We start from the raw sequence: 15,000 nt of genomic DNA, 5'->3' as shown, positions 1-15,000 counted from the left end.
CGACGGCGCTCGCATGGGTTGGCGCGCTCTTGTTCGGCATCGCAATCATCTCCTTCATCGCCGCCAATTGGGACGCGCTGCCGAAGCTCGCGCGCTTCATCCTCATCCTCGCGGCGTTCCTGGGTTTCGCCGCTGGCGGCGCCTGGGCGGCCGATAAACAGCGTCCCATCTTGTCCAACATTTTGCTGATGATCGCCGCGCTCGTCTTCGCCGCATCGATTGGCTTGACCGGACAAATTTTCGACATCGCCGGCGATCCGCGCTCGGCGTCGTACGGCGCCGCACTCGCCGCGTTCGCGCTCGGCATCGCAGGCCGGTCAACAGGTGCGGCGACTGTCGGCCTCGTCTTCACCGCGCTTGGCGATTTCACCGGTCGGCATTGGTTTGCCGGCGCCGATTCTGAAGCGCCGTGGATGCTCATCGCGGCCCCACTTGGCGCGTTCCTGGCCTTGCGTTGGGGCTCCGGCGCCCTCGCGCACGCGTCCGCGCTCGCGATCATTTATTGCTTCGGCTGGTTTGCCGCGCGCAACGAAGCGGAAGCGGCGACGTTTCTCTTTCTGTCGATCATGATGGGCGCGATGGCCGCCGCGGCGCGCTGGATGTTCACGCAAGAACGGCCATTTTCCGGCATTTTCTATGGCTGGTTCGCCGCCGGAGCGACGCTCTTCTTCGGCGTCGCAGGCTATCTACCGTGGTTCGGCGCTGAAGGCAGCGCCGCATCGGGCTACGCGCATCGCATCGTTTGGCTCATCTTGTCCGGCGGGCTCATCGCGCTTGGCCGCTTCGATCGCCATGCGCTGGTCACGACGGTCGGTGTGTTGAGTTTGATCTGCGCCATCGTCGCATTGCTCGCCGATCTCGGCCTTGATCTGCTGGCGTCCGCGGGCGTCTTCATGCTGTGCGCGATCATCGCCGGGATCGCGGGCTTTGTGCTGCGGCGTAAGGATAAGCCCGCATGAGCGCGCGCCTTCGCATCCTGAGCGTCGCGGCTTTGTGCGCGGCGATCCTCGTCGCTTTTGTCATCAACGAGGGATTGGCGCGGCGTGGCGGTCAAGAAATCATGCTCGCCATGGAGGCAGTGGATCCACGCTCACTGCTGAGCGGCCACTATGTTGAGTTAAATCTCACTGAACGCCTCGACGCCGGGGAGCAATGCCCCGCCGATAATGACGCGGCCTGGCTCGTGCTCCGACAACGCGACGGCAATGTCTATTCGCTCGTCGGCGACGCGTCCTCACGCGACAATGCGCAATTGGTGGGCCCGCTGCCGGTGAAAGGCTCGTTCTCCTGCTCGCCGCCCTTCACCCCGACAGAGGGCGAGTCGACGCCGGGCTGGGTGCAAATCGACATCGGCGTGAGCCGCTTTCACATCAATCAACGTGATGCGTTGCGCATCGAGCAAGTGTTGCGCGAGCAGCGCCCAGGGGAAACCACGCGCGCCTTCGCCATCGTCTCCGTCGGCCGCGACGGCCGCGCGCGTCTGAAAGGCGTCGAGATCGACGGTCAGCGTCTCGAGCTCTCCTGGCTTTGACCGCTATTCGACGATGCGTTGATCCATCACTTCGGCCGGCTTCGTGCCTTCGCAACAAGGTCCGCCCACGGGCTTGGCGGGCACGCCGGCCACCGTGCAGCGCGCGCTGACGTCGCTCAACACAACCGAGCCCGCCGCGATGCGGGCGTCTTCGCCGACCGTAATGTTGCCAAGCACTTTGGCGCCGGCCCCGATCATCACGCCGCGCCTGATCTTTGGGTGGCGATCGCCGCCAACCTTGCCCGTGCCGCCGAGCGTCACTGAGTGCAGCATCGAGACGTCATCATCCACCACCGCGGTTTCGCCGATGACGATGCCGTGCGCGTGGTCAATGAACACACCTGCGCCGATCTTGGCGTTGGGGTGGATGTCGACCGCAAAGAGCTCGGAGATGCGGCTCTGCAGATGATAGGCAAGGATGTGACGCTCCTGCGTCCACAGCCAATGCGCGATGCGATAGGCCTGCAGCCCGCCATAGCCTTTGAAGAACAGGAAAGGCTGCAGATACGTTCTGCACGCGGGATCGCGCTCGCGCACCACACGCATGTCGCGCGTCGCCGCCGCCACCAGGGATGGATCGGCCGCGTAAGCTTCGCGGATCACCTCACGCAGCTGCAACGCCGGCAAATCACCGTGCCCCAGCTTCTGGGCCAAATGATAGGAGAGCGCGTCTTCGATCTTGTCATGGTGCAGGATGGACGCGTGCAGATAGGAGGCAAGCAACGGCTCCTCGGCCGCCGCCTGCATCGCTTCGACCCGCAATTGGGCCCATACGCCGCCGGAGGCCTCGAACACGCGGGGCTGAGCTTCGGCCATCATCTTCCTCCCTGGCCTTGGCCCAGCATCTCTCTGGCCAAAGCGTCTGGTAACAGCCCTGTCACCGCCATGTGGTGGGCGCGCAGCACGGCTGCAACCGTCATGCTATCGCGAATATAGCCCGAAACGACCTTATCCAGAACCTCGACAAACGGCGCCCGGCGCCGCTTCAGCACCTCGGTGGGTTCCGGCGCGGCCGCGCCGGGCTGGAGTTCGGTCGCCAGAAACACGACGGCGCGCTCGTCGGTGAAGGAATTAGAGAGGTCCATCTCCAGGATCGGCGTGAGCGTCCCCGCCGTCAGCCCCGTCTCTTCTTTCAGCTCCCGCCGGGCGCAGGCGATGGGCGCCTCGTCGGGGGCGGCCCCGCCCTCGGGCATCTCCCAGGAATAGCGCTTCAACGGAAACCGCCATTGGCCGACCAAATGCACGCAACCATCGGCATCGATCGGCAGCACGCCAACCGCCACGCCGCGCGGCCGCACGACGCTGTAACGCCCCTCTGCGCCGTGGGGGTGAATGACGGCGTGCGTATCGACTACAAACCACGGGTTCTCGAACGTGCGATCCACGCTCTTGACGATCCACGGATCGGAGTCTTCTTCCCAGGGCTCACTCATACCCTTGCATAGCCGCCGCGGCCGAACGGCGCCACGGAGACCATATGACACTTCCCGCTTCCGCTATTCCGGCCGCCCCCAAGGACAACGATCTCGTCAACGCGTCTTATGAAAGCGCCGAGACGCTGGCGCTGCTGGCTCGGCGGCGCTCCACGAAAATCGCCCACTTCGCTGAGCCAGGCCCATCACCCGAACAGATCGACGCTTTGATCGCACTGTCCACGCGCGTCCCCGATCACGGCAAGCTCGGCCCGTGGCGCTTTGTGGTGATCGACGGCGACGCGCGCGAACGCGCTGGCGAAGCCCTCGCGCAGGTGATTGCCCATGACGACGGCGTCGACGACGCGCGCCTCGCCGCAGCGCGGGGGCTGTTCCTGCGCGCGCCGAGCTGCGTGATGGTGGTGTCGTCACCGAAGCCATCGCCCAAAGTGCCGGAATGGGAGCAGATCATGTCCGCGGGCGCGGTGTGTTTTGCCCTTCTGTTGAGTGCGCACGCGATGGGCTTTGCCGGCGCTTGGATCACGGAATGGCCGGCGTTCGACGCGCGCGCGCGCAAAGCGCTTGGCCTTGCCGAGCACGAACACGTCGCCGGCTTTGTCTATCTTGGCACGGCGCGCGAACCCGCGACAGAGCGCGTGCGCGCGACTTCCGAAGGCCGCGTTACACGCTTTTGAGCGCAAGCGCGCCGACGCGCTTGTAAGCCACGGGCGATGAGCGCACACCAGCCGCCTCTTCCCAAGGAGGTGCGTTATGACTGCGTTCAACGCCGTGCGCTTTCGGGTGAAGCCGGGCCGGGACAAGGATTTCCTCGACGCCCATTTGCGGGTCGAAAGAAACTGGCCGGGCCTGCGCCACGCCAACATCATCAAGACCGGCGATCGGACCTATTGCATTGTCGCGGAATGGAGCGACATGGACGCGCTCGCCGCCGCGCGCCCACACATGGTCGCAACACTCGACGGCTTCCGCGATACGCTTGAGGATCTCGGCGGCGGCCTCGGTCTCACCGATCCAGTGTCGGGCCCTGTCGTGCTTGAGCTGAAATAGCTCAACCGCGCGCGCGATAGGTGGCCACGCCCTGGTCGGGCAGCCAGAGCCCATCCGGCGGCGCGCCGGTTTGCCAGAACACGTCGATCGGCATGCCGCCGCGCGGATTCCAATAGCCGCCAATGCGCAGCCATGTCGGGCTGATCGCCTCCACGATCCGCTTGGCCACGCCCACGGTACAATCCTCGTGAAACGCGCCATGATTGCGGAAGCTCTGCAGGAAGAGCTTCAAGCTCTTGGATTCCACGATCCAATCCGCCGGCGCGTAATCGATCACGAGCACGCCGAAATCCGGCTGGCCGGTCACGGGGCAGATCGAGGTGAATTCGGGCGCAGTGAAACGCGCCAGATAAAGCGCGCCTTTGTGCGGATTCGGCGCGCGCTCAAGCACGGCCTCGTCCGGACTAGCTGGAATCGGCGCGCTCTTCCCGAGCTGCGTGAGCGTGGTGTCAGTCATGGCGGGCGAGGTAGCTCCGGCAATGCGCGGCGCCAAGCTTATACGCCTGTCCGCCCCACCAAATAGGCGATGTAGAGCAGATAGAGCGCCAGCAACACGCCGCCTTCACCCCGACTGACGCGCGCCCCGGTCCAGGCGTGGAACACCAACAAGGCCGCGGATGCGACAAATACCGCCCAATCGACAGGGTGAAGGTCGATCGGGATCGACACCGGCTGGATCACGGCCGTCACGCTAAGCACGCCGAGCACGTTATAGATGTTGGACCCCACGACATTGCCGAACGCGACCTCGGATCGGCCTTTCGCCGCCGCCGCCAAGGTCGCCACCAATTCCGGCAGCGAGGTGCCGACGGCAACGATGGTGAGGCCAATCACGGTTTCGGAGAGCCCTGCACTCCGCGCCAACGTCACCGCGCCTTGGACGAGCAGGTCAGCGCCAAGAATCAAAACGGCAATGCCGCCGAGGGCGAAGAGCAGCGAAGCCCACAGAGACGGCGGCGCCGGATCGTACGCGTGGCTTTCCGCCCGGTGCAATTCGGCCGATGGAATCTGCGAACCGCGCTCGAGACGCCAAGTCGACCAAATGTAAGCGGCCAGCAGCCCGAGCAAGATGGCCCCAGTCCATCGTTCAATGCTGGAGAAGAAGAAGGCGTACGCCGCAAGCGCCACCGAAGCCGCGATCATCGTCGACCCGTCGCGGAACACCGCCGCCCGGGACACCGCAATCGGCCTCGCGATCGCCGCCAGCGCGGCGATCAACAGAATATTGGAGATGTTGGAGCCTACGACATTGCCGACCGCCACGCCGTCTGATCCGCGCAATGCGGCGCTGATGCTCGTCAGCAATTCCGGGGTGGAGGTGCCGAAGCCCACGAGCGTGAGGCCAATCAGCAATTCCGACACGCCAAGCCTGCGCGCCACGCCGACGGCGCCGCGCACCACCCCTTCGCCGCCAAGCCCAAGCAAAATCAGGCCCGCGCCGATCTGCAGCCAAACCTCCACGCAGCCCCCGCCTCTTGAATTGCCCTTGCCGACCGCTTCACTACCCCATGCGATAGGACTTTGTCCCCAAAGCCACACGCACGCCCTATCCATTAAATTGCTGCGCTGATGTCACACTGCGCAAACTTGCAGCGCCCCCACCTCCCGCCGCCCAAGAAAGGGGCGCAAGATGCATCCGTGGCGCTGCTGCAACGCTGATGGCTTTCCTGTCACGCTCAATCAGCCAAGGCTGTGCCGGCTTAACCTATCGTTCACGTTAACGCGTGAGCCTCGCTGCGCAGCCGCGGCGAGAAACCTGCGGGGGAAGAAGGATGCGTACAATGAAGAAACTGCTTGGTCTGGCCATGTTGGCCGGTGCGGCCACGGTTGGCACGACGGGCGTCGCCGCCGCCGAAGGCACGGTGACCGCGAACGTTGCGTTCACCAGCAATTACGTTTGGCGCGGCATCACGCAGTCCGACGGCGAGTTCGCCGTGCAGGGCGGCGCCGACTACAGCAATGACATGTTCTATGTCGGCACCTGGGCGTCGTCGGTTGACGATTTCGGCGCCGACGCGTCGGCCGAGCTCGATGTCTATGCCGGCTTCACGCCGACGCTCGGCCCGGTCAGCCTGGACTTCGGCGTCCTTGGCTATCTCTATCCGGGTGCCGACGACCTCGACTTCTTCGAGTTGAAAGTGGCCGCAGGCATTAGCCCGACAGACGCCTTCTCGATTGGCGCCGCGGCTTACGCCTCGGATGAGTTTGGCGGCGACGGCGGTGACGAGTCGCTCTACCTCGAACTGAACGCTGCTTATGCCTTCAGCGATGCGTTCAGCGTTTCCGGCGCGTTCGGCAATCAAGACGTCGACACCGCCGGTGATTACGACACCTGGAACATCGGCGCGTCGTACGCCTTCCACGGCTTCGGCTTCGATCTCCGCTATCATGAGGCGGACATCCCTGGCCTGGACGAGGAAATCTCGTTCACGATCAGCCGCGAACTCTAAGCTTTAGAGCAAGCGCAGACTTTGAGGCCGTCGCGGCAACGCGGCGGCCTTATTGTTCGAGCGAAAGCGCGCGCACTGAAAACGCGAGCACCCAGATCAGCATGCTTGCTTCGAGTCCACGCTGCACGGCGCCCACGAAATCGGAGGACGGTGAGAACAAGGCCAGCGCGACCAACGCAACAACAGCACCCGCATAGCCAAGAATTTGCAGCGTCCGCGCGCCCGTCCATTTGCGCGCGGCAAGCCCCAACAGCCCAAGCGTTACTGGCGCGAAGAAATAGCCCAACAGGCCAAACAGATTGTGCATCATCTGCGACGAACTTGGACTTTCCGGTCGGCAGCCCGCATCACACTGAAAGAAGCCCGCGCCCACATAGCCGAGGTAAAATAAGAAAACGCCGAAGAAACCCAGCGCCGAGAGGATTGACTTTGGCGAAGCGGCCCAAGCAACGACCGCAAAGGTGCAAAGCAAAATTCCGGCTGGCAGAAAGCCGAACAAACTGAACGCCCGTCCAAACGGCGCGTCGATCGCGCCAAGCTCACTGATGAATTGCGCCCCATGGTCGTAGCCTGGGTACAGCGCCGCGCCGACCAGCGTACCGATCACAATCCACGCGGCGCCCAGAAGGCCGCACAGACCCGCCAGCTTGTTCGTCATGCTCAATCCTTCGGCCATTTCGGCGCGCGGCTGACCATGCCAGGCGTCTTGCGACCCAGCACGCCGCCAATGAAGTGCGCGCCTTCAATGGCGCGATCGAGATCGATTCCGGTATCGAAACCCATGCGGTTGAACATGTAGGCTAGGTCTTCGGTCGGCACATTGCCCGCGGCGCCCGGCGCGAACGGGCAGCCGCCAATGCCGGCGAGCGACCCGTCCAAGACGCGCACGCCCTCTTCCACCGCCGCCACCGCGTTCGCGAGCGCCGTGTTGCGCGTATTGTGGAAATGCGCGCGCAGCTGAACGTGTTTCGGGATCGCCGCCTTCACCGCGCGAAAGCGCTCATGCACATCACTGGGCGCGCCGACGCCGATCGTGTCGGCTAACGCCAACTCAAACACGTCCTGGGCCACGCAGCGCTCCGCCACTTCGACCACGCGCGCCACCGGCACTTCGCCATCGAACGGACAGCCAAAGGCTGTCGACACCGTCGCCGACAATCGCGCGCCGCCCGCCTTCGCCGCCGCCGCCACGTCGGGCCACACAGCGAACGTCTCCGCGACCGTGCCGCCATTGTTGCGAATCGAAAATCCGTCCGACGCGCAGAAGACGTAATTGATCTCCTTGGCGCCCGCCGCCAGCGCGCGCTCGACGCCGCGCAAATTCAGGGCCAGCGCGATGTAAGTCACGTCAGCGCGCTTCGGCACGCCGGCGAAGACCGCATCGCCGTCAGCCATTTGCGGCACCTTTTTCGGATTGACGAAGCTGCCTGCCTCAAGCCGGCGAAAACCAGCCGCCACGATATGATCGATCAGCGCCAGCTTGTTGTCCGTCGAGACCAGGTCGGGCTCGTTCTGCAGCCCGTCGCGTGGACTGACTTCGACGAGTTCAAGCTTTTCCTTCGCCACTTCTTTCTCCGAAGCCGGGCAAGGCCCAGCCATAATGTATGGCCCCAGCGCGCAAGCCGAAACCCGCCAATGCGCCCGCTAGACCCGCCCAACCCGCGGGAACGCCGAGGGCCTCCAACGCCACAAACCCGGCCGCTGCAAGCAGCGCCGCGGAAATCGTGATCTCGCGCTTCAACAACGCCGACGGCTGTTCCGCTAAGACGTCGCGAATAATGCCGCCGAAGCACGCGGTCAGCACCCCCATCGCCACGGACACGAACGGATCGACGCCCAGCGCCAGCGCCTTCCCCGCGCCGATCACCGCATACGCCGCCAATCCCACGGCATCGAGCCAGATCAGCGTCTTCGCGCGAGCCAAGTGCGGCGCGGCAAACCAGACCGCGATCGCCGCAGCCAATCCGATGCCCAGATAGGTCGGGTCCCCCACCCAAAACACCGGCGCACCAATCAGCAGATCGCGCAACGTTCCGCCGCCAACGCCTGTGAATACCGCGAAGAACCAGAAGGTGATGATGTCGTGCCGGTCCCGCGCGGCCGCGAGCGCGCCCGTCAGCGCAAACACCGTCACGCCGGCATAATCGTAGGCCGGCGGCAGTACGGGAAGGGTGTCAGGTGCGATCAAGATGCCGCCAACGGGTTGAATCACGCCATCCTAGCGTATTGACTGGCGTCGCGTGGAGAAGACCCATGTTCTTTGCGAACTCGCTCGGCCCGGCCGAACAGGCCAACCCCACCGCACAGGGGCTCTATCTTCTCCTCGCGGCCAGATTTGCCGGCCGCGACAGCGCCCCCGCGCATGAATTGTTCATGGCCATGGAAACGGTCGTCCGCGACAAGAACTTAAAGATGAGCCCCGCCGTCGCGCTCGATCTGATCGCGCAGGCCGGCATGCTGCGCTTCGAGGCGGAGACCGACACCGCCTATTTCATCGCCTGACATTTGGTGCGAGCGGCGGGAGTTGAACCCGCACCGCCTTGCGGCGAACGGATTTTAAGTCCGCTGCGTCTACCGGTTTCGCCACGCTCGCGCCGCGCGCTGGATACCGGGCTTTGGCCCATCGGCGCAAGGATGGCGCGCGGCGACGCGGCCGCCTACATACGCCGCCGCGCGGAGAGCGATATGCACCCCTTGGACAAACTGGCCTGGACGGCCCTGACAAGCCGCCAAGCGCATCTCGCCGAAGGCGGCCCGCTGGCGCGGCGCTTTCGCACCGATATCGGACCGTTTGCGGCCTGCGCGGAGCCGTCGCACGAGGCGGTGAACGCGCTCGCCGAACTCATTCCAGAGGACGGCGACATCTCGTTGCTTGAGCCGGCGCCGCCCGCGCCGCCGCCGGGCGTGGCGCTCAGCTTGAGCGCGCCTGGCCTGCAGATGGTGTGGAAGGATTTCGCTCCCGCGGCCCGACCCTTCCAGATCGAGACGCTGCGCGATGCGGACGCCGCGGAAATGCTCGAACTCGCCTTGCTCACAAAACCCGGCCCGTTCCGCGCACGTACGCACACGCTGGGACGCTTCGTCGGTATTCGCGATGGCGGCAAGCTGGTGGCGATGGCGGGCGAGCGTCTGCAGATCGAGGGCTTCGTTGAAATCAGCGGCGTCTGCACGCATCCCGATTATCGCGGTCGCGGCTATGGCGCAGCGCTCATGCGCCATGTCGGCGCGCGCATCATCGCCGACGGCGAGACGCCGTTCCTCCACACCTACGCCAACAACACAGGCGCGATCGCGCTCTATCAATCGCTGGGTTTCGCCACGCGCCGCGAGGTCACGCACGCGGTGTGGAGACGCGCCTAAGCGGCGCCTTCGTCCACTTCCTCGGGCGCGCCGCCGGCGGCGAGGATCACCGCCTTCAGATCTTGCGCCGCCTTGGCCAGGCGGTCCGGCTCCGCCGAGCGGGCGACCAAGTGCACGCCGAAATCGCCCGGCGCGAACCACGGATACGAGCCAAACGACACTGCGCCCTCGGCGTCCGCTTCCAGTTTGCCTAAGCCCTCCGCGATCGCGCCTTCGGGGATGCCCTTGCCGCGCACGGTGACGCTTCGCACAACCGCGCCACCTTCAATGCGGTGGCCGACATCTTCCAGCATGCCGCGCATGATCGACGGCACGCCCGCCATCACGAACACGTTGCCGAGTTGGAAGCCCGGCGCCTTCGACACGGGGTTGGCGATCAGCGACGCACCGTCGGGAATGCGGGCCATCCGCAAGCGCGATTCATTGAGGCTGGCGCGGTCCTTGTAATGCGCTTCAAGAATGGCGCGCGCGTCGTCACGCACATCAATTGGCACGCCAAACGCGGCCGCCACGGCGTCGGCAGTCTTGTCGTCATGCGTCGGGCCGATGCCGCCAGTCGTGAAGACATAATCATGGCGCGCGCGCAGATCGTTGACCGCCGCGACAATCGCCTCCGGCGCATCCGACACCACGCGCGCCTCCGCCACTTGCACGCCCAGCGGCGCCAGGAATTTCGCGATCGTGCGCAGGTTCACATCCTGCGTGCGGCCAGAAAGCAGCTCATCGCCGATCAGCACTACGGCGGCTTTGACTTGTCGGAGCGTCATGGGTTCATCCTAGCATTCAATACGCAGGAGACGCGTTATGGATTTTGCCGCCGCCCTTACCGAACGTCAGAGCGGGAAGCTCCCAGACCATTTGGGGCTGCAATGGCCGGAAGCCCGCCCTGGCTACATCCGCGGCCGGTTCGACGTGAAGGAACATCACCTCGCGCCCAACGGCTTCCTGCACGCCGCGAGCGTCATTGCGCTGGCCGACAGCGCCTGCGGCTATGGCTGCTTCATCTCCAAGCCCGAAACAGCCGCCAATTTCACCACCATTGAGGTCAAAACCAATTTCCTCGGCACCGTTCGCGAGGGCGCGGTCATGTGCGAGGCCAAGCTCGTCCATGGCGGACGCAACACACAGGTCTGGGACGCCGAGGTGAAGGACGAGGCGACGGGCAAGACCATCGCCCTCTTCCGCTGCACGCAGATGATCCTTTACCCGAAGTGAGGCAGTGCAGTGGGCAATAGGCAAACAAAAAGGCAGCAGGCCCATTGCCTACTGCCCATTGCTTTCTGCCTTGAGCGCGCCCGCGGCGCGCACGAACTTACTTAATCTTGCCTTCGACGAACTCGACGTGCTTGCGCGCGATCGGGTCATACTTCTTGAACTTGAGCTTTTCCGTCTTCGTGCGCGGATTCTTCTTCGTCACGTAGAAATAGCCCGTGTCCGCCGTGGAGTTCAGACGGATCTTGATGACAGTCGGCTTAGCCATAGGACGGGCCCGGAATTCTTAAGTGGGGAAAACGAAGGCGCGGAAAATACGCACCGCCAGCGGGAAGTCAACTTTTAAGCCGATCCATTTGGTGGCTGCCCCGCAGAAAGCGCAGAAATGGGGGCTCCACCGCCTGCCCCGCGAGCCTCAGGCGGACCTCCTTGAGCACAAAGCGGGTGATCGAGGGCAAATCCAGCGCCTCGGCGTCGTCCAGGCTAAACCATTTCGTGTGCAGCAATTCTTCTCCGGCTACCGGCTCGAAGGAGGCCAGAACCTCCTCGGCGTCGGCCAGGAAGAACCGAGCGTCGAAGCGGCGGGGTCGGTAGGGCGGGGTGATGGCCCGGGCTACGAATTGCAGCTTATCCAGCTCGGGGCCACTGGCCCCGCCCACAATCAGCCCCGTCTCTTCCAGCGTCTCGCGGGTGGCTGCTAAGGCATAGGCGCGCGGCGGGCGGCGGATCACCCCGCCCAGCTTCAACAGCGCCTCGGTCTCTGGCGTGAGTTCCGTAGCCGCCTTCGCCCGCGCGTCCTGCGGATCGACCCGGCCGCCTGGAAACACCCATTTGTCCGGCATGAAAACGTGGCCCTTGGAGCGTTGGCCCATCATCACCTCGCGCCCGCCGCGCACCAGAATGAGCGTGGCCGCGTCGCGCGGCTTCACCACCTTCGGCTTCTCGGCGTCGGGCGCGTCGAAGATCTTCTCCTCGGCCGTCATCTCGAATTGTTCGGGGCGCTTCATGGCCGCCTCCTAGCACGGGCCATGCTGGCGCGACATTGGCGCCTGCGCCAGATGGCGTAGCGGCAACGGGCTTTCACGCCGATCCGGGCGCCGCTACGGTTCAGCCGTTCAGGAGGAACAGGCATGAGCCTTTACGGCGATTACGACGACAATAATCTCTTCGCGAAAATCCTGCGCGGCGAGATTCCGGCTGTGAAGGTCTATGAAGATGCCGACACGCTCGCCTTCATGGATATCTTCCCGCAGGCGCGCGGCCATGTGCTGATCGTTCCGAAGAATACGCGCGCACGCAATTTCCTCGAACTCCCCGCTGACCGCGTCGCTTCATTGATGGCCGTGGTGCACAAGCTCTCGAAGGCCACAGCCAAAGCGCTCAATCCAGACGGCGTCACCGTCACGCAATTCAACGGCGCGCCGGCGGGGCAGACTATCTTCCATCTGCATTTCCACATCATCCCCCGCTACGAGGGCGTGCGCCTCGCTGGCCACGGCCACGGCAACCGCGCTGACATCGCCGAGCTGGAGCAGATCGCCAAGCAGATCGCGGCGGCGATGGAGTAAACAAAAACGGCGACGCTTTCGCGCCGCCGTTTCGTTGCTCGAAGCATAGAAGCTTACGCCTTCTCAGGCTTCTTGCCGAAGCTCAGAAGCCCGCGTGGCTCTTGGTGGTAGGTGAATTTCAGCTTCGTGTCGTCGGCCGGATCGAGGTCGATCTTGACGATGCCGCCGTCCTTCAGTTTGCCGAACAGCAACTCGTCCGCCATCGGCTTCTTCACTTGTTCTTGGATCAAGCGGCCGAGCGGACGCGCGCCGAAGCTTTCATCATAGCCCTTGGCCGCCAGCCAATCCGCGGCGCGATCGGTGATTTCGATCTGCACGTTGCGCTCGGCGAGTTGGCCTTCGAGCTGGATGATGAATTTCTGCACGACGTTGCGCACCACTTCCGGCGGCAGACCGCCGAAGCTGATCACCGCGTCGAGACGGTTGCGGAATTCCGGCGTGAACAGGCGTTTGATCGCCTCTTCATTTTCGTGATCCTTCTTGCCCGCGCCAAAGCCGATGCCTTGCTTGGCCGCGTCCGACGCGCCGGCGTTCGTGGTCATGATCAGGATCACGTTCCTGAAATCGACCTTCTTGCCGTTCGCATCCGTCAGCGTGCCGTTGTCCATCACTTGCAGCAGGATGTTGAACAGATCGGGGTGCGCCTTCTCGATTTCGTCGAGCAGCAACACGCTATGCGGATGCTGATCGACGCCATCGGTGAGCAAGCCGCCTTGGTCGAAGCCGACATAGCCCGGAGGCGCGCCGATGAGACGGCTCACCGTGTGGCGTTCCATGTATTCGGACATATCGAAGCGCAGCAACTCGATGCCCAGAATGTTCGCGAGCGACCGCGCGACTTCGGTTTTGCCGACGCCAGTCGGGCCCGCGAACAGATACGAGCCGATCGGCTTATGCGGCTCGCGCAGACCCGCACGCGCCATCTTGATGGCGGCGGCAAGCTGATCGATCGCATTGTCCTGACCGAACACAACGCGCTTCAAATCGCCCGGCAGCGAGGCGAGCATTTCGGAATCGTTCTTCGACACCGATTTCGGGGGGATGCGCGCCATCCGCGCCACCACTTCCTCGACGTCGGCCACATCAATCTTCTCGCGGCGTTGATCGGGCGGCAGCAACATCATCGACGCGCCCGTTTCATCGATCACGTCGATCGCCTTGTCCGGCAGCTTGCGATCGCCCATGTGTCGCGCCGACAGCTCGACCGCGACCTTGATCGCTTCGTCCGTGTACTTCACTTTGTGGAATTCTTCGAAATACGGCTTCAGACCCATCAGGATCTTGATCGCATCCGGGATCGACGGCTCGTTGACATCGATCTTCTGGAAGCGCCGCGCCAAAGCGCGATCCTTTTCGAAGTGCTGACGATATTCCTTGTACGTGGTCGAGCCCATGCAGCGGAGCTGACCCGATTGCAGCGCCGGCTTTAGCAGGTTCGACGCATCCATCGCGCCGCCGCTGGTGGCGCCCGCGCCGATCACGGTATGAATCTCGTCGATGAACAGCACCGCTTTCGGGTGGTTCTCGAGTTCCTTCATCACGCTCTTCAGGCGCTCTTCGAAATCGCCGCGATAGCGTGTGCCGGCGAGCAACGCGCCCATATCGAGCGAGAAGATGGTGGCGTCGGCGAGCACCTCCGGCACCTGCTTTTCGTTGATCTTGCGCGCCAAGCCTTCGGCGATCGCCGTCTTGCCGACGCCCGGATCGCCCACCAGCAGCGGATTATTCTTGTTGCGCCGGCACAGGATTTGGATCGCGCGCAGCACTTCAGCCTCGCGCCCGATCAGCGGGTCGATTTTGCCTTCCTTGGCCTTCTTGTTGAGGTTCACGCAATAGGCCGCGAGCGCTTCACTCCCCTGCTTCACAACGCGCTCGCCGTCCTCGGCCTCTTGCGCGCCGCGCACCGGGCGCGATTGGGCGGCGCCTGCGCGCTTCGGCAGGCCATGGGCGATGAAGTTCACGGCGTCATAGCGGGTCATGTCCTGCTCTTGCAGGAAATAGGCGGCGTGGCTTTCTCGTTCGCTGAACAGCGCCACCAGCACATTGGCGCCGGTGACTTCGCGGCCGCCGCTTGAGTCCACATGCAGCATCGCGCGTTGCAGAACGCGCTGGAAACCGGCCGTCGGGCGCGGCTCCTCATGATCGCGATTGTTCACGACCAGACTGTCGAGTTCGGTCTCAAGATACGATTCGAGGTTCGTGCGCAGCTTGTCGAGATCGACCTTGCAGGCGTGCATCACGCCCGCCGCGTCGTCGTCGTCGATCAAAGAGAGCAACAGGTGCTCCAGCGTCACGTACTCGTGCTGATGCTCGTTCGCGAACGAGAGCGCACGCCGGAGCGTGTGTTCGAGCGTGCGTGAGAAAGTCGCCATCCGAGCCTATTCCTTTTCCATCGTGCA

Annotated in this window: 20 protein-coding genes and 1 tRNA gene (1 of these 21 only partly in view); 9 read left to right on the top strand and 12 right to left on the bottom strand. The window is 64.0% G+C overall.

The features are described 5' to 3' along the window. Together VF769_RS01055 and VF769_RS01050 are read left to right on the top strand one after the other, a co-directional pair. Positions 1-959, top strand: the 3' portion of a protein-coding gene (locus tag VF769_RS01055; RefSeq protein ID WP_331006516.1) for a DUF2157 domain-containing protein. Its footprint begins 124 nt before the window's first position; the window shows 959 of its 1,083 coding nt (coding positions 125-1,083); the start codon falls outside the window, past its left edge; the stop codon is at positions 957-959. Next, positions 956-1,531, top strand: coding sequence for a GDYXXLXY domain-containing protein (locus VF769_RS01050; protein ID WP_331006515.1), 576 nt, complete (start codon positions 956-958; stop codon positions 1,529-1,531). The genes VF769_RS01055 and VF769_RS01050 overlap by 4 nt, the downstream gene beginning before the upstream one ends. A gap of 3 nt (positions 1,532-1,534) precedes the next feature. Here VF769_RS01050 and cysE read toward each other — a convergent pair whose 3' ends face one another. Next, entirely contained in the window at positions 1,535-2,347 is an 813-nt protein-coding gene (gene cysE / locus VF769_RS01045; protein ID WP_331006514.1) for a serine O-acetyltransferase, read from the bottom strand. Then, complete coding sequence (locus tag VF769_RS01040) at positions 2,347-2,964, bottom strand: NUDIX hydrolase (RefSeq protein ID WP_331006513.1); 618 nt, start codon at positions 2,962-2,964, stop codon at positions 2,347-2,349. Before VF769_RS01040 ends, cysE begins: the two co-directional genes overlap by 1 nt. 44 nt (positions 2,965-3,008) lie before the next feature. On the opposite strand from VF769_RS01040, the gene VF769_RS01035 reads away from it, so the two are divergent. After that, positions 3,009-3,638 carry a nitroreductase gene (locus VF769_RS01035; RefSeq protein WP_331006512.1) on the top strand — a complete coding sequence of 210 codons (630 nt, stop codon included), beginning with the start codon at positions 3,009-3,011 and terminating at the stop codon, positions 3,636-3,638. Positions 3,639-3,714: 76 nt separating this feature from the next. After that, positions 3,715-4,011, top strand: coding sequence for an antibiotic biosynthesis monooxygenase (locus VF769_RS01030; protein ID WP_331006511.1), 297 nt, complete (start codon positions 3,715-3,717; stop codon positions 4,009-4,011). Between the two features lies 1 nt (position 4,012). On the opposite strand, the gene queF is transcribed toward VF769_RS01030, so the two are convergent. Both queF and VF769_RS01020 read right to left on the bottom strand, forming a co-directional pair. After that, a complete protein-coding gene (gene queF, locus VF769_RS01025) occupies positions 4,013-4,468 on the bottom strand; it encodes a preQ(1) synthase (protein WP_331006510.1) in 456 nt (151 codons plus the stop codon). A 38-nt stretch (positions 4,469-4,506) separates the two neighbouring features. Continuing rightward, positions 4,507-5,472, bottom strand: coding sequence for a calcium/sodium antiporter (locus VF769_RS01020; RefSeq protein ID WP_331006509.1), 966 nt, complete (start codon positions 5,470-5,472; stop codon positions 4,507-4,509). Between the two features lie 320 nt (positions 5,473-5,792). On the opposite strand from VF769_RS01020, the gene VF769_RS01015 reads away from it, so the two are divergent. Then, positions 5,793-6,461 carry a TorF family putative porin gene (locus VF769_RS01015; protein ID WP_331006508.1) on the top strand — a complete coding sequence of 223 codons (669 nt, stop codon included), beginning with the start codon at positions 5,793-5,795 and terminating at the stop codon, positions 6,459-6,461. Between the two features lie 49 nt (positions 6,462-6,510). Here the strand turns inward: VF769_RS01015 and VF769_RS01010 are convergent, their stop codons facing one another. The 3 genes from VF769_RS01010 to VF769_RS01000 are packed head-to-tail and all read right to left on the bottom strand — an operon-like array spanning position 6,511 to position 8,652. Continuing rightward, entirely contained in the window at positions 6,511-7,119 is a 609-nt protein-coding gene (locus VF769_RS01010; protein ID WP_331006507.1) for a DUF998 domain-containing protein, read from the bottom strand. Positions 7,120-7,121: 2 nt separating this feature from the next. After that, the gene (locus tag VF769_RS01005) at positions 7,122-8,027 is read right to left on the bottom strand and encodes a hydroxymethylglutaryl-CoA lyase (RefSeq protein ID WP_331006506.1); all 906 of its coding nucleotides are present in this window, start codon (positions 8,025-8,027) and stop codon (positions 7,122-7,124) included. Further along, positions 8,008-8,652: a trimeric intracellular cation channel family protein gene (locus VF769_RS01000; protein ID WP_349258070.1), complete on the bottom strand. Its 645-nt coding sequence runs from the start codon at positions 8,650-8,652 to the stop codon at positions 8,008-8,010. Before VF769_RS01000 ends, VF769_RS01005 begins: the two co-directional genes overlap by 20 nt. A gap of 62 nt (positions 8,653-8,714) precedes the next feature. Between VF769_RS01000 and VF769_RS00995 the strand changes: the two genes are divergently transcribed. Continuing rightward, the gene (locus tag VF769_RS00995) at positions 8,715-8,963 is read left to right on the top strand and encodes a hypothetical protein (RefSeq protein ID WP_331006504.1); all 249 of its coding nucleotides are present in this window, start codon (positions 8,715-8,717) and stop codon (positions 8,961-8,963) included. A 4-nt stretch (positions 8,964-8,967) separates the two neighbouring features. On the opposite strand, the gene VF769_RS00990 is transcribed toward VF769_RS00995, so the two are convergent. Further along, a tRNA-Leu gene (locus VF769_RS00990) sits at positions 8,968-9,054 on the bottom strand. A gap of 92 nt (positions 9,055-9,146) precedes the next feature. Here VF769_RS00990 and VF769_RS00985 point away from each other — a divergent pair. Then, positions 9,147-9,821 (top strand): GNAT family N-acetyltransferase, encoded by a 675-nt coding sequence (locus VF769_RS00985; protein WP_331006503.1) that lies wholly within the window; start codon positions 9,147-9,149, stop codon positions 9,819-9,821. On the opposite strand, the gene VF769_RS00980 is transcribed toward VF769_RS00985, so the two are convergent. Beyond that, positions 9,818-10,588, bottom strand: coding sequence for a competence/damage-inducible protein A (locus VF769_RS00980; RefSeq protein WP_331006502.1), 771 nt, complete (start codon positions 10,586-10,588; stop codon positions 9,818-9,820). The genes VF769_RS00985 and VF769_RS00980 overlap by 4 nt on opposite strands. A gap of 37 nt (positions 10,589-10,625) precedes the next feature. Here VF769_RS00980 and VF769_RS00975 point away from each other — a divergent pair, with 37 nt between their 5' ends. Then, positions 10,626-11,036, top strand: coding sequence for a PaaI family thioesterase (locus VF769_RS00975; protein WP_331006501.1), 411 nt, complete (start codon positions 10,626-10,628; stop codon positions 11,034-11,036). A gap of 97 nt (positions 11,037-11,133) precedes the next feature. Here VF769_RS00975 and rpmG read toward each other — a convergent pair whose 3' ends face one another. Both rpmG and VF769_RS00965 read right to left on the bottom strand, forming a co-directional pair. Beyond that, positions 11,134-11,301 carry a 50S ribosomal protein L33 gene (rpmG, locus tag VF769_RS00970; protein WP_331006500.1) on the bottom strand — a complete coding sequence of 56 codons (168 nt, stop codon included), beginning with the start codon at positions 11,299-11,301 and terminating at the stop codon, positions 11,134-11,136. Between the two features lie 67 nt (positions 11,302-11,368). Next, positions 11,369-12,040: an NUDIX hydrolase gene (locus VF769_RS00965; RefSeq protein ID WP_331006499.1), complete on the bottom strand. Its 672-nt coding sequence runs from the start codon at positions 12,038-12,040 to the stop codon at positions 11,369-11,371. Between the two features lie 123 nt (positions 12,041-12,163). On the opposite strand from VF769_RS00965, the gene VF769_RS00960 reads away from it, so the two are divergent. Then, positions 12,164-12,601, top strand: a complete 438-nt coding sequence (locus VF769_RS00960; protein WP_331006498.1) for an HIT family protein — start codon at positions 12,164-12,166, stop codon at positions 12,599-12,601. Between the two features lie 53 nt (positions 12,602-12,654). Here VF769_RS00960 and clpA read toward each other — a convergent pair whose 3' ends face one another. After that, on the bottom strand, positions 12,655-14,973 hold the full coding sequence (clpA, locus tag VF769_RS00955; RefSeq protein WP_331006497.1) for an ATP-dependent Clp protease ATP-binding subunit ClpA: 2,319 nt from the start codon (positions 14,971-14,973) through the stop codon (positions 12,655-12,657). Positions 14,974-15,000 lie beyond the last annotated feature (27 nt).

It is taken from the genome of Vitreimonas sp. (assembly GCF_036392335.1).
GTDB lineage: Bacteria > Pseudomonadota > Alphaproteobacteria > Caulobacterales > Aquidulcibacteraceae > Vitreimonas.
Note: the sequence above shows the minus strand (reverse complement) of the source record. Positions and strands in the feature narration are given on the sequence as shown.

Bases quoted from the DNA above. Each gene is read 5' to 3' on its own strand.
- VF769_RS00985 (WP_331006503.1), top strand. From the start codon at position 9,147: ATGCACCCCTTGGACAAACTGGCCTGGACGGCCCTGACAAGCCGCCAA.
- VF769_RS00960 (WP_331006498.1), top strand. From the start codon at position 12,164: ATGAGCCTTTACGGCGATTACGACGACAATAATCTCTTCGCGAAAATC.
- VF769_RS01035 (WP_331006512.1), top strand. From the start codon at position 3,009: ATGACACTTCCCGCTTCCGCTATTCCGGCCGCCCCCAAGGACAACGAT.
- VF769_RS00995 (WP_331006504.1), top strand. From the start codon at position 8,715: ATGTTCTTTGCGAACTCGCTCGGCCCGGCCGAACAGGCCAACCCCACC.
- VF769_RS00975 (WP_331006501.1), top strand. From the start codon at position 10,626: ATGGATTTTGCCGCCGCCCTTACCGAACGTCAGAGCGGGAAGCTCCCA.
- cysE (WP_331006514.1), bottom strand. From the start codon at position 2,347: ATGGCCGAAGCTCAGCCCCGCGTGTTCGAGGCCTCCGGCGGCGTATGG.
- VF769_RS01030 (WP_331006511.1), top strand. From the start codon at position 3,715: ATGACTGCGTTCAACGCCGTGCGCTTTCGGGTGAAGCCGGGCCGGGAC.
- VF769_RS00980 (WP_331006502.1), bottom strand. From the start codon at position 10,588: ATGACGCTCCGACAAGTCAAAGCCGCCGTAGTGCTGATCGGCGATGAG.
- clpA (WP_331006497.1), bottom strand. From the start codon at position 14,973: ATGGCGACTTTCTCACGCACGCTCGAACACACGCTCCGGCGTGCGCTC.
- VF769_RS01015 (WP_331006508.1), top strand. From the start codon at position 5,793: ATGAAGAAACTGCTTGGTCTGGCCATGTTGGCCGGTGCGGCCACGGTT.
- VF769_RS01050 (WP_331006515.1), top strand. From the start codon at position 956: ATGAGCGCGCGCCTTCGCATCCTGAGCGTCGCGGCTTTGTGCGCGGCG.
- rpmG (WP_331006500.1), bottom strand. From the start codon at position 11,301: ATGGCTAAGCCGACTGTCATCAAGATCCGTCTGAACTCCACGGCGGAC.
- VF769_RS01040 (WP_331006513.1), bottom strand. From the start codon at position 2,964: ATGAGTGAGCCCTGGGAAGAAGACTCCGATCCGTGGATCGTCAAGAGC.
- VF769_RS00965 (WP_331006499.1), bottom strand. From the start codon at position 12,040: ATGAAGCGCCCCGAACAATTCGAGATGACGGCCGAGGAGAAGATCTTC.
- queF (WP_331006510.1), bottom strand. From the start codon at position 4,468: ATGACTGACACCACGCTCACGCAGCTCGGGAAGAGCGCGCCGATTCCA.
- VF769_RS01010 (WP_331006507.1), bottom strand. From the start codon at position 7,119: ATGACGAACAAGCTGGCGGGTCTGTGCGGCCTTCTGGGCGCCGCGTGG.